The sequence below is a fragment of the Marinobacter sp. CA1 genome, from assembly GCF_020546665.1.
Classification (GTDB): Bacteria; Pseudomonadota; Gammaproteobacteria; order Pseudomonadales; family Oleiphilaceae; genus Marinobacter; species Marinobacter xestospongiae.
Genome location: NZ_CP071785.1, coordinates 2095117 through 2107591 on the forward strand (window position 1 = coordinate 2095117; position 12475 = coordinate 2107591).

The 12475-nt window shown below is 59.6% G+C and carries 13 protein-coding genes; 6 read left to right on the forward strand and 7 right to left on the reverse strand.

Translation table 11 applies throughout. From position 1 onward, the window contains the following. Nucleotides 1-51: 51 nt before the first annotated feature. The gene (locus tag J2887_RS09630) at nt 52-249 is read right to left on the reverse strand and encodes a tautomerase family protein (protein WP_227175783.1); all 198 of its coding nucleotides are present in this window, start codon (nt 247-249) and stop codon (nt 52-54) included. A gap of 12 nt (nt 250-261) precedes the next feature. Then, on the reverse strand, nt 262-870 hold the full coding sequence (locus J2887_RS09635; RefSeq protein WP_227175784.1) for a glutathione S-transferase family protein: 609 nt from the start codon (nt 868-870) through the stop codon (nt 262-264). Between the two features lie 209 nt (nt 871-1079). Between J2887_RS09635 and J2887_RS09640 the strand changes: the two genes are divergently transcribed. Next, nucleotides 1080-1433 (forward strand): winged helix-turn-helix transcriptional regulator, encoded by a 354-nt coding sequence (locus J2887_RS09640; protein ID WP_227175785.1) that lies wholly within the window; start codon nt 1080-1082, stop codon nt 1431-1433. Between the two features lie 63 nt (nt 1434-1496). Here the strand turns inward: J2887_RS09640 and J2887_RS09645 are convergent, their stop codons facing one another. Together J2887_RS09645 and J2887_RS09650 are read right to left on the reverse strand one after the other, a co-directional pair. Continuing rightward, nucleotides 1497-2828: a sensor histidine kinase gene (locus J2887_RS09645; protein WP_227175786.1), complete on the reverse strand. Its 1332-nt coding sequence runs from the start codon at nt 2826-2828 to the stop codon at nt 1497-1499. Next, entirely contained in the window at nt 2815-3480 is a 666-nt protein-coding gene (locus tag J2887_RS09650) for a response regulator transcription factor (protein WP_227175787.1), read from the reverse strand. The genes J2887_RS09645 and J2887_RS09650 overlap by 14 nt, the downstream gene beginning before the upstream one ends. Before the next feature lie 161 nt (nt 3481-3641). On the opposite strand from J2887_RS09650, the gene J2887_RS09655 reads away from it, so the two are divergent. The 3 genes from J2887_RS09655 to J2887_RS09665 are packed head-to-tail and all read left to right on the forward strand — an operon-like array spanning nt 3642 to nt 6640. Beyond that, on the forward strand, nt 3642-4169 hold the full coding sequence (locus tag J2887_RS09655; RefSeq protein ID WP_227175788.1) for a cupredoxin domain-containing protein: 528 nt from the start codon (nt 3642-3644) through the stop codon (nt 4167-4169). 3 nt (nt 4170-4172) lie between these two features. Continuing rightward, the gene (locus J2887_RS09660; protein ID WP_227175789.1) at nt 4173-5903 is read left to right on the forward strand and encodes a copper resistance system multicopper oxidase; all 1731 of its coding nucleotides are present in this window, start codon (nt 4173-4175) and stop codon (nt 5901-5903) included. Then, nucleotides 5900-6640 (forward strand): copper resistance protein B, encoded by a 741-nt coding sequence (locus J2887_RS09665; protein ID WP_227175790.1) that lies wholly within the window; start codon nt 5900-5902, stop codon nt 6638-6640. Before J2887_RS09660 ends, J2887_RS09665 begins: the two co-directional genes overlap by 4 nt. 53 nt (nt 6641-6693) lie before the next feature. Here J2887_RS09665 and J2887_RS09670 read toward each other — a convergent pair whose 3' ends face one another. Next, nucleotides 6694-7461 carry an SDR family oxidoreductase gene (locus tag J2887_RS09670; RefSeq protein ID WP_227175791.1) on the reverse strand — a complete coding sequence of 256 codons (768 nt, stop codon included), beginning with the start codon at nt 7459-7461 and terminating at the stop codon, nt 6694-6696. A gap of 133 nt (nt 7462-7594) precedes the next feature. Between J2887_RS09670 and J2887_RS09675 the strand changes: the two genes are divergently transcribed. Both J2887_RS09675 and J2887_RS09680 read left to right on the forward strand, forming a co-directional pair. Further along, on the forward strand, nt 7595-8506 hold the full coding sequence (locus tag J2887_RS09675) for a LysR family transcriptional regulator (protein WP_227175792.1): 912 nt from the start codon (nt 7595-7597) through the stop codon (nt 8504-8506). Between the two features lie 114 nt (nt 8507-8620). Beyond that, nucleotides 8621-9766 (forward strand): alcohol dehydrogenase catalytic domain-containing protein, encoded by a 1146-nt coding sequence (locus J2887_RS09680; protein ID WP_227175793.1) that lies wholly within the window; start codon nt 8621-8623, stop codon nt 9764-9766. A 72-nt stretch (nt 9767-9838) separates the two neighbouring features. On the opposite strand, the gene J2887_RS09685 is transcribed toward J2887_RS09680, so the two are convergent. Then, a complete protein-coding gene (locus J2887_RS09685; RefSeq protein ID WP_227175794.1) occupies nt 9839-11206 on the reverse strand; it encodes a hypothetical protein in 1368 nt (455 codons plus the stop codon). 82 nt (nt 11207-11288) lie between these two features. Next, entirely contained in the window at nt 11289-12443 is a 1155-nt protein-coding gene (locus tag J2887_RS09690) for an iron-containing alcohol dehydrogenase (RefSeq protein ID WP_228752871.1), read from the reverse strand. Nucleotides 12444-12475 lie beyond the last annotated feature (32 nt).

The window sequence follows — 12475 nt, forward strand, 5'->3', positions numbered from 1 at the left end:
CGTTGCAGGTTGAATAGCGAGCCAGCCGGGCGGCTGGCTCAGTCGTTGGGTTTACTCCGGTTGCCGCCGGGAAACCGGCAGCCCTGCGACGCCCCAGTTGTCAGTGGCAACTTCATCAATCACCACAAACGTTTTTTCCGGAGCCTTGTTCAGTACGTCTTGCAAGAGCTGGGTGGTACCGGCAATCAGTCGGGCTTTCTGCTCGGAGGTGACACCGGTGTCTGTGACACGAATATGGACAAAAGGCATGGGCTTGGCTCCTTATGGGTTGGATGTCGCATTTTCCCGCCGCACGGCTTCTGCGAACGACGGCAGGCTGGTGACGCCTGCAATCATCCGTTCAGCCCGTGGCCCGAGGGGAATGGTGACCGGAAAGTTTGGCCCCCAACTGGCGTACACCGTAAGCAGCAGATCGACGATGTTGGGTTCGTTACCGCCCATGTAGGGGGTATCGGCAAGCCGGTCTTCAACGATCTGCCACAGGTTGGTCAGGGCGGTGGCTGCGCCGTCGAACGCTGTGGCTTTCTGATCCGGCTCGGTGACTGTGGCGTCAATGAAGAACAGGCGACCATAGGCCGGATGCACGGTGGCGTTGGCAAACATCAGATCCTGCAGGAACTGGTAGCGCTGCTTGTGGTCGCCGGGCAGCATCTGGCTCTGATGTTTCTCCAGCAGATACTGGATGATCACGGCGCCTTCGCGGAGCGTCAGGTCGCCATCCACCAGAACCGGCACCTGACCGGTCGGGTTGATGTCGCTGTAACGGTCGACGGTGGTCCTGTCGATGAGCTTGACCGGCTGGTCCAGCTCGATCAGCAGGGTGAGGATGGCCCGTGAGCAGGCGCCTGGCAGGTAGTAAAGAGTATACATGGGGTGACTCCCTGGTTTGGTCTGTGGGTGTGCCAGGGATAATAGAGCTATCGAGTTACCAAAGTATACTAGATATACCAATGTAACATCATTCTGTGGTTACCCCCTGGTAACCTGTTGCGTTATAGTTACCCAAAGTAACTCTTGCATCATGCAGGCTGGTGAGCCCCGGCAAACTGGCAATCTGCGGACCTTTGAGGACAATCCCGATGCTGCCAAGACGAAAAAACCAGGTTGAAGAACCGCCGGAACAGTGTCCGCTTGGCGAATGCCTGAGTGTGATTGGCGGAACCTGGACACCGAACATCATCTGGTACCTGAGCGAGCATCCCAGGCGTTTCAGTGAATTGAAGGACGACATACCCGGCATATCCGCCAAGATGCTGACGTCGCGACTGCGCAAGCTCGAGGCTGACGGCGTGGTTGAGCGGCGGGTGGAACCGACTTCACCGCCCAGCGTGGAATACCGGCTTACCGATCTCGGTCAGGAACTGAAGCCCGCGATTGATGCGATTGTGAGCGTTGGGCACCGATTGAAGGAACGCCGGGCAGAGGGCGACTGACCCGTCTGGTCATTGTGTTGACCGAACGGTCCTTTGAGTGACCTGAGTGCCTGGCAGGGTGGCCTAAGGTGTGCCCGGAAGTTGAATGGCGGCCATCAGGCCGCCGCCAGGTGCAAGTGAGAAAGTGACCTCGCCGGCGTAGCGGGCGACGATGTCGTTGACGATGGCCAGCCCCAGGCCGTGGCCTGGGGTTTGCTCATCCAGCCGCAGGCCTCGGGTTCCCAGGCTGTCCAGGGCGCCAACGCTGACGCCCGGACCATCATCGGCGACGGTGATTAGCAACGATCCGTGGTGGCGAGCCAACGTCAGCTCAACCCCGGTCTGAGCCCATTTGCCGCCGTTGTCCAGCAAGTTACCAATGAGTTCGTTGAGATCCTGTTCTTCGATTTGCCAGCGGTCGTCGTCGCCAAGGGTAGTGGAGAGCTCGAAGCGTTTGTCGGGGTATAGCCGGCCCATCATCCAAAGAAGATCCCGAGACTGTTTGACCGGCAGGGCGCTCTTGCCAACCTGGGGACCGGCAAACCGGCTACGGCGCATTTCACTTTCCAGTTGCCGGTCCAGCTCACTAAGCTTGAAAGCCATCTCCCGGCGAAGGTCGGTATCGAGTGGTCGATCGGTGTCTTCCAGCAGTTGCCGCACCGCGGCTATGGGTGTTTTCAGGCTGTGAGACAGATTGGCGAGGGCTTCCCGGGAACGGGTCAATCGCTGGTCGAGAGAATCCAGTAACTGATTGAGCTGCAGCACCAGTGGTCGGAACTCCTGGGGCGCCGAGCCATCGATCCGCGAGCGTTGTCCTGCCTGGAGCAGCTTCAGTTCAGCCTGAAGCTGGCTGACGGGTCGCATGGACAGGGTAATGCCCAGCCAGATGATGATCGCCAGCAACAGAATCAGCGTAATGGACACAATGGCAGTCCAGGTATGTAACGCTGACTGGCTGTCTTTGAGGGCCGCCATGTCCTCCGCAACGAGAACCGTAATGGCTGCGCCATTGAGCTGGAACGTGCGCCGGAAGGCCAGCAGGTCGACCGGTTCACCATCGGGGCTGAGCCGAATGGCGCCCTGCTGGCGTGACTGCAGTAGCGGCGTGAGTACCGACTGCCAGGAGGTGGGCGAGATCAGGATTTGTGTCGGCGTCTGTATCGCGAACGCGTGGTGGAAGACCTCCTCGAAATAGTCGCCGGTCCGCAGGGCGTCTATGGCACCGTTGACATTGCGGATCTGGTGCTCGAGAAAGGTCACCTCGTCCTGTAGCCGGTTCTCAACAAACTCCCGGGACATCCGGTCCAGTAACAGGCCGTGTATCACCCAGGCCAACGCCATAAGCCCGATGCCCGCAGGCAGCAGCACAGCCAGCAGGGCGCCGCGTATCGAGCGCGGACGTTTAATTCTGGTCATCGAACACATACCCCTGACCGCGGCGGGTGACTATGGCGCCGGCGCCCACCAGCTTTCTCAGGCGCCGGATGTAGGCCTCAATGACGTTCTCGCTGGGACTGTCGCTGAGGTTGTACAACTGCTCCATTAGCTGCTCTTTGGAAAAGACCCGGCCGGGGCGACTCATCAGGCATCGCAGCAGCCGATACTCGGTGCCGGTCAGGCTGTGATTGCTGCCGTCCTGCAAGGTCAGGCTCTGTCGATTCTCATCCAGCTCCAGTCCACCGGCCTTCACCACTGAGAGACCGCGCCCCTCGCTTCGTCGCACGATGGCGTTAAGACGGGCGATCAGTTCCTCGGTCTGGAATGGTTTGGCGAGGTAGTCATCCGCGCCCGCCTTCAGACCATTCACTTTGTCCTGCCAGTCGCCCCGGGCAGTGAGGATCAACACCGGAAAGCCGTCGCCGGCCCGCCGCCAGGCCCGCAGCACGTCCAAACCGTTGCCGTCAGGCAAGCCCAGATCCAGAACCACGACCCGATAGTCCTCCTGTTTGCCCAGTACCAGCGCTTCACGGGCGGTGTGGCTGACATCGACGCTGAACCCCGCACCCTCGAGCTGGCCGGTAAGCCCGTTGGCCAGCAGGGAATCGTCTTCCACAAGCAGCAGTCGCATAAAGGCCCCCATTAGTTCGTTAGCGCAACCAGCCCGACAGTATGGCTGCGGAAGCTGAATCCAGCCTGAACGCAAGCGCAGGGTTGTTTTCAGCAAGAGTTCAGTTTGGTGCGCGATGGTATCGGGGTTGTAACGCAAATGTCCTTCCAGGAGAAGACGGAATGAGAGCAATCACGCTGTTTGCCGCCACGCTGGCGATGTCAATTTCAACCGCCGCCCAGGCGGGCGGTAGCCACGGAGGTGGCCATGGGGCGGCTACGGGACAGCCTGGCCAGGCAGATGCCGTCAGCCGAACGATCAATGTGGTCATGCATGACAACTATTACGAACCGGAGTCAGTCAGCGTCAGTCCCGGCGAGACGGTGAAGTTTGTGGTCGAAAACCGGGGAAGGTTGGTGCACGAGTTCAACCTTGGCACCCCAGCCATGCATGAGGCCCATCAGAAAGAAATGCAGATGATGGTGGCGCATGGCGTGATTCAGGGAGGCTCCATCAACCACGAAAGGATGAATATGGATATGGGGAACGGCCATTCCATGAAGCACGATGACCCCAACAGTGTTCTGCTTGAGCCCGGTGAGAGTGCCGAGGTGATCTGGACGTTTCCGGATGACGTCAGTCTTGAGTTCGCCTGCAATGTGCCTGGGCACTACCAGGCCGGGATGTACGGTGAGGTGACGTCGGAGTAAGCCATGACCAGATTCTCATTGCTGGCAGGGCTGTTTGCCCTGATTGTGCCGCCGCTGGCCTTGGCCGGCGAGTACGACCTGACGGTCGACCGGGTCAAGATCGACACCGGTGAGTTTGTGAAAGAGGGTATCGGCTACAACGGCGCCTCGCCTGGGCCGGTACTGCGATTCAGGGAAGGTGAGGAAGTCACCATCAACGTCACCAATAACCTGGATGAGATGACGTCGATCCATTGGCATGGACTGATCCTGCCTTTTACCCAGGACGGGGTTCCGGGGATCAGTTTTCCGGGTATTCCAGCCGGTGAAACTTTTACCTATCGGTTTCCCGCTGTTCAGAGCGGTACTTACTGGTTCCACAGTCACTCCGGCTTTCAGGAGCCGGATGGGGCCTTTGGTGCGATTGTCATCGAGCCTGAGGCCAGGGAGCCGTTTCGCTATGACCGTGAGTACGTGGTGCAGCTGACCGACAAGCATCCCCACTCCGGAGATCGCATCATGCGCAACCTGAAAACCTCGGCGGATTACTACAATCGCCAGCAGCAGACCGTTGGCGAGTTCTTCTCGGACATCTCTGAACGGGGGTTTATGACGACTCTGCGGGATCGCCTCGCCTGGGGTGATATGCGAATGATGAAAGCCGATGTCGAGGACGTTCAGGGCTTTGTTGGAATGATCAACGGCAAGGGGCCGGAGCAAAACTGGACCGGGCTGTTCGAGCCCGGCGAACGTGTTCGCCTTAGGTTCATTAACTCCTCAGCCATGACCTACTTCGATGTACGCATTCCAGGGTTGGAGATGACGGTGGTGCAGGCTGATGGCAACAACGTTCAGCCGGTGACGGTAGAGGAATTCCGCATTGGGGTTGCCGAGACCTACGACGTTATCGTGCGTCCCCGGGACGCCCAGGCCTACACCATCTTTGCCGAATCCATGGGCCGATCCGGCTACGCCAGAGCCACCCTTGCGCCGGAATCCGGCATGCAGGCGCCAGTGCCGGCCTTGCGTGAGCCAGCCCGCTTGACCATGGCCGACATGGGCGGTTCGCACGATATGAGCCATGGTGATGGCGCCAATATGGCCGACATGGACCATTCGGGCATGGAAGGGATGGACCATGGCAACATGGCGGCCATGGGTCACGGTGAGATGAATCATGGCGAGATGAATCACGGTGACATGGCGATGATGAATGGCAACGCCCGTGATCCTTTCTACGCACCAGGCAGCGGCCTGACACCAACGGCAGCCAGCGGTGGTAAGTTCCTGTCTTATGCTGACCTGCGGGCGCAACAGCCTCTCTACGAAGATCGTGAGCCAACCCGGGAAGTCGAGTTACGACTGACCGGCAACATGGAGCGCTACAGCTGGAGCATCAACGGTGTCAAATACGAAGATGCAGACCCCATTCGTCTGCGGTATGGCGAACGCGTCCGCTTCAAGTTTGTGAACGAGACCATGATGACTCACCCCATGCACCTCCATGGTATGTGGTCGATCCTGGACGTGGGCGCTGATCAGTGGAATCCCGTCAAGCACACCATCAATGTTCAACCGGGCACCACCGTGTATATGGAGACAGAAGTAGACGCCGCTGGCCAATGGGCCTTCCATTGCCACCTGTCGTATCACGCCGCCGCCGGCATGTTCCGTAAGGTCATTGTTGAAGGTGGCCCCGAGTCCATGTCATCAGCGCTAGACAGCGTAAACACTACGGCCGGAGGTGATTCATGAAACGGTTGGTACTGGTAACGCTTCTGGCGAGCAGTGTGCTGTCGCCAGTTGTCTCTGCGCAGCAACTGATGGAAGACACCACCGAACGGAAACAGGCGTTGCGGGTGTGGGGGGCTCAGTTCGAGGAGCTCGAATACCGATACAGCGACGATGATGAAGAGCTGGGCGTCTGGAAGGCGGACCTGTTTTACGGCACCGATGAGCTCAAGGCTCGCTGGCTGTCCAACGGGGAATACGCGATTGATGAGCAGGCCTACCATACCCTCGAGAACCAGTTGGTTGGGCAGGTGCCGGTGTCGGAGTTTTTCGATGCCAAGGCGGGTATCCGATTTGATACCCCTGAGGGGCCAGATCGGACCTACGTCGTTGTTGGGCTATCCGGCTTGGCACCCCAGTGGTTTGAGATCGATGCCAGTCTATACGCCAGTCAGGACGGCGATGTATCGGCGGAGCTCGATGCGGAGTACGAACTGCTGATCACCAACCACTGGATTCTGGTCGCCTCCGTTGACGCTTCTGTCGCCTTCAGTGAGGACCGGGAGATTGGTGTGGGCAAAGGCCTGGTGTCCACAGAGACCGGGCTGAAGCTGAGCTACGATCTGATTGATCGATCCTTCTCGCCCTACATTGGCGTGGTTCATGAACGCAAGTATGGCGATACCGCCGATCTTGCCAGGGACCAGAGCAGCGGCATAGAGGATTGGTTTGCGGTTGTTGGGGCCAGGCTTTCATTTTGATCCGTGGCAGTCCTGGGCCCGTCAGACCTACCGGGCCCAGGTTTTAAAAGACGTTATCGGGTCACAAAGCCTCCGTTGATAAAGAGAATCTGCCCGGTTATCCAGCGAGCCTGCTCCGACACCAGAAATTCGACGGCCGGAACCACGTCGTCAATAGTGCCAAGTCGATTCGCGACGCTGGCAGCGCTCAGGTAGGCCACGGTCTGATCAGACTCCTGATCATGAAAGAATGGCGTGTCGATCGGTCCGGGTGCAACGACGTTGACGGTGATGCCCCGGTGGCCAATTTCTTTGGCCAGCGCCCGGGTAAAGTCCTCGAGGGGGGCTTTGGAGCCTGCATAGACGCCATAGCCGCCTGTGAAGGCGCCGACCAGCGAGGTGCTCATATTGATGATACGACCGTTGTCTGCCAGACATCGGGCAGCTTGCTGCATCACCAGGAATGCCCCTTTGGTATTGGTCCGAAAACACCGGTCAAAGTCCTCCGGGCTATAATCCATAAATGGTTTCTTGATGATCATGCCGGCGTTGTTGATGACGATGTCGAGCCTGCCAAAGGTTTCAACTGTCTGCTCAAACACAGAGTTCACCTGCTCTGGCTCGGCCAGGTCGCCCTGAATGATCAGCGCCCGGGCACCGTTCTGTTTCACCAGTCGCGCGGTTTCGTTGGCGTCACTCGCTGAGTTGTCGCTGTGATAGTGCACGGCAACATCGGCGCCCTGGGCGGAAAGAGCTTCCGCAAAAGCGCGACCCATGTTTCTGGCGGCTCCGGTAATCAGCACGACTTTTCCCTGCAGGCCAGGGTGCTTTGACGATGTCATGATTGGTCTCCTGTATGCGTGAGTGCGCCCCATCAGGGGGATACCGGAGATGTTATTGATTGCGTTATTGTTGAGGTAGCTGGTTTTAAAGCAACGTATGGTTGCGTAATTTGCAATAAGCTGGGAGTGGCGTATGGCCCATGAGCAGGTGTTTCTCCGGGTTGTGGAGGCGGGTAGCCTGAAGGCAGCAGCGGAGCAGTTAAACACTGCGCCGTCGTCCGTCAGTCGTCGGATTGCAGCACTGGAACAGAGCCTTGGTGTCAAGCTTTTGCAACGTTCCACCCGGCGATCAGTGCCGACAGAAGCCGGCCAGCGCTATTATCAGGGATTGCGTTCATTGGTGGCTGAGAAGGAAGCCCTGGAGGCGCAGATTCGCCGGCAGACGGACACCCCCAGCGGCCTGCTAAGAGTCGCTGCACCCCAGGAGTTCGGTGCGACTTTTGTGGTTCCGGTGATTACTGAGCTGCAGAACCGTTACCCGGAACTGGCCGTTGAGTTGATCCTGGGCAGTCGGTTCGAGGATCTGGCCTCCCAGGATATTGATGTCGCTATTCGCGTCGGGCAACTGCCGGATTCCGGGCTGATCTGTCGTCGGCTCGGTGATGTGCCCCGGGTGCTCGTAGCCGCCAGCACCTTTTTCAATGATCGGGCTCTGCCTGTGAGCCCGGATGATCTGAAAGCCCTGGACTTCATCTTCTACGGTCGAGAGTCCGCACGTCGGCCGATTGCACTCACCGGGCCTGAAGGTCGGGTGGATGTTATGGTAAACGGGCGCTTGTGCGTCAATCACCTGGCGACGATTCGGGATCTGGTCTCTGAGGGGCGGGGCGTACATCTCGGGCCGGTCTGGACTTTTCGTGAAGGCCTCAGCAACGGCAGCTTGGTTGCCCTGTTGCCGGACTTCCAGCTCGAGGCGTTTCCCCTTCACGCCCTGTACAAACAGACGCCCTACGTGCCGGCCAAGATTCGCCAGTTCATTGATCGGATGGTGCTTGCCTGTACGCCTGAGGCATTGGGAGACAGCCGCGGCATGGAGCATGGGTGAGCTTCCCTTGGGCGAGTCCCGATCAGGTTTGCTATGGTCTTGAGATCAGGGAGTGTTGCTGATGAACTCCTTGGCCAAACCACCAAGAGAAGGGGCCTCAGGATGGGCAAGCAGATGATTCCGCAAACCATGACAGCGATGGTGCTGACCGGCCACGGCGATGTGGACAAGCTGGTGTACCAGGCCGACGTGCCGACACCGCGTCCGGGCCCTGGTGAGGTGCTGGTGAAGGTGACGGCCACCGCCAAAAACAACACCGACCGCAAGGCCCGGGAGGGGTTGTACCCGACCAAGGACAAGGGGGAGGTTACGTCCTTTGCCATGGGTGGCGAGCCCACGCTGACGTTTCCCCGAATCCAGGGTGCGGACATCGTGGGCCGGGTGGCTGCCGTGGGTGAGGGCGTCGATGAGGCCCGCGTCGGTGAGCGGGGCTTGCTGGATTTCAATATCTACGCCGATGAGCGCCGGGACATCAACCTGACACCGGACTACTACGGTCACGGCGCCGATGGAGGTTTTGCCGAGTATGTGGCGGTGCCGGCGGATCAGTTCCATCACGTCCCCAATCCGGACCTGGATGACGCCGAGCTTGCCGCCATGGGCATGTGTTCCTACCAGACCGCGTATCACATGATGACCTCCGCCCGCATCAAGGCCGGCGAGCGGGTGTTGGTCACCGGCGCCAGCGGTGGTGTGGGCACCGCGCTGATCCAGCTGTGCCGGATTGTGGGCGCGATTCCCTATGCCCTGAGCCAACAGAGCAAGGCTGAAGCGCTCAAGGCCCTGGGGGCCGAAGCGGTGCTGGACCGTTCCGACATGGGCCGGTTTGAGGAACGGGTAAAAGCGATGACCGGCGGGGCGCCCTTGGACGCGGTGATGGATCTGGCTGGCGGTGACATGACCGACCGGTTCATCGATGCGATGATCTTCGATATGAATGCCCGCAGCGACTATCCCCGTCTCAGCATCGCCGGGGCCAGCGCCGGCAACGTTTCTGAGATCATGTGGACGCGGATCTATCTTTACCAGGTGCAGATCTTCGGGGTGTCCCATGGTACCCGGGAAGAAGCGGAACAACTGGTGGCGTGGATTCGCAGCGGCCAGCTCAAACCCGTGCTGCATGCGGCCTTCCGTTTGTCGGAATTGCATGAGGCGGAGCGCTATTTCGTGAATCGCGGTAGCGACTACCTGGGCAAGATTGTGATCGTACCGGATTCAGAATGGGAGGCCCATGGCAAGGCCCATGGGCTGACAGCCTGACACTGTCGTGATCCAGGAAGTCTGAAGAGACAGTGCGCTGGCGGAGTGTGTTCCTGCCAGCGCACCATTGGTTTACGCTTCCTGGTCCTTCACGAACGTGTTGTCGGTTTCTCCCTTGAAGAAATCCCGTCCATACACCAGCAGGCACAACACCACACCCACCGCAAACGCCCAGGTGGCGCCCCGGGTAGCCAATACCGCGGCGACAATACCGGCGATGCCCAGGTCACGCTGGGACCGGGCTTCCATAACCCCGATCCGTACCGATACATAGCCCTGGATCAGCAGAGTCAGCGCCAGGGCGATGCCGAGAATCGGCTGCACCAGGCTGACAATGGGCATGAACAGCAGGCCGGTGTTGGTGCCCCAGCGGAACGAGCCGGCGCCACCAATAATGGAGTACATGGCTTTCTTGCCCTGGGTAAAACGCTCCACGATCACCACGTGCATGGCGGCCCACAGCGGACCGCACATGGTTACGTCCGGGCCGAGGATCGACATGGCTGAGTTGCGGGCGCCAAAGGCCATGTGGGCGCGATCAGGATCGTAGTCGATCTTCTCATCGGGACGCTCATGATCGGCCTCATCGAGGATGGCCTTGCTCTGCAGCACGTCGCCAAACAACACGATGTAGGCCGCCAGAACTGTGGGAATGGCGGTCAGGAACATTTCGATGGGCGGGAAACCCAGACCGAAGACGGTGTACTCCTGCCACAGGGTGACAAAGTCCGGGTTGGAGAAGCCCCACTTGATGTCCGGCCAGGAGGCTTCACCAAAGGTCGGAGCGATAATAATCGCCAGTGCGATGATCGGGAAGATGCCCAGTTTGCCGATCATGCCAAACAGCGCATTCTCCCGTTTCAAACGGGCGAAGTGACGGGAGAAGATTACGTAGAAGGCGATCCCCACGGCCAGTGAGATGGTGATGGGGTAGGTATCAAAGCGGCCATCCACCTTGAACACAGTGATCACTGCGGCAACGCCAGCACCAATGATCACCCCGGACTTGATTGCCTGGGGTATGGCGCCAACCACCCGGTGAGCAAGTCCACTGGCGCCGATGCCAATGGCGAACAGGCCGAGTAGCAGCTGGAATGACACTAGCGCATGTATTCGCTCCGGCCCCTCCGGGAAGGTGGCGCAATAGGCCATCAGCAACGGGATCGCGGGGGTGATCCAGCCGGGAACGACCGGATCGCCAACCAGGTGGTGCAGCAGGTAGAGGATGCCGTTCATGATCACCACAGCCAATGCCACCTCGAAGGGCATGCCCAGCAGTTCGGTCATCAGGGGGATGGCCGCCAGGTCGACAGCGCACATCAGCAGGCCCTGGAAGTAGTCCGGCCACTCAATACGATAGTGAACAAACGGCAGCCGCACCTTGAATGGCCCAACGCCCCAATAGGGCGTTTCCTGCCCGTCTACGCGTGTATATTTCATTGTTGTAACTCTTTTATATTCAGTTAGATAATTTCAGTTTTTAATGCTTTGGATTAACTTATATTCGGCGTGTTCCCGTGAGTCAGTAGGCTTCCCGATAGAGCGCCAGGGCGTCGGCTTCGGTGACCTCCACCGGGTTGTTCATCAGCAGCCGCGTTTGCAGCATCGCGTCCCGTGCCAGGGTCGGTAAGCTGTCCTCAGGCACCGCCACATCCCGTAGCCGTTGCGGCGCGCCAGAGTCGTTCATCAGCTCCTGCATATGGTCGACGAACCTGGTGGCGCGGGCGTTGACGTCCTCGTCCGACGGGCCGAACAGAACGTCCGCCAGTTCCGCATACAGCGGCGCAGCGGCCTTCATGTTGAAGCGCAGTACCGGCCCGAGCATCAGCGCGTTGGTCAGGCCGTGGGGCAGGTGGAAGTGGCCGCCCAGTGGGTAGGCCAGGGCATGAACTGCGGCTACCGGACTGTTGGAGAACGCCTGACCCGCCAGGTTGGACCCCAGCAACATGGCCTCCCTGGCCGAACGGTCGCCGCCCTCCCGGCAGGCGGGTACCAGGTTATTGGCGAGCAGCTTCAGTGCTTCCCGCGCCAGGGCATCGGAGAGCGGGTTCTTGCGGTTAACCGAGGTGTACGCCTCAATGGCGTGGACCATGGCGTCGATCCCGGTGGCGGCGGTGGCGCTGGCCGGCAGTCCTACGGTCAGTTCGGCGTCCAGCAGCACGCGATCAGCGTAGAGTTGCCGGGACACCACGCCCATTTTGGTGGTTTCACCAGTCGTAAGAATGGTGATGTTGGTGACTTCCGAGCCGGTGCCGGAGGTGGTCGGAATCTGTACCAGCGGCGTGCGCGCACCGGTGACGTTGCCAATACCATACATGTCCGCCAGCGGCTGGTCGGAGGTCAGCATGACTGCCACCAGTTTGGCGATGTCCATGGACGAACCGCCGCCAAAGCCCAGCACCACATCGGCGCCTGCCGTCTTGCCGCGTTCGGCGCACTCCGTCACCACGGCTTCGGGCGGATCGGCGACCACGTCGTCGAACACGGTGACCTGGAAGCCCGCATCGGCCAGGGACGCCTTGGCTGGCTCCAGCAGACCGTTCTGGTGGAGAAACTTGTCGGTGACGATCAGCAGATTGCGCTGGGGGAACCAGTCACCCAGAATCTCTCCCAGCCGACCGGCGGCGCCCCATTCCATGTGCATGGCACCCGGTGTGTCGAACGTGAATGGCTTGATACCTTCTGGCATGTTTTTCTCCTGTTTATCCG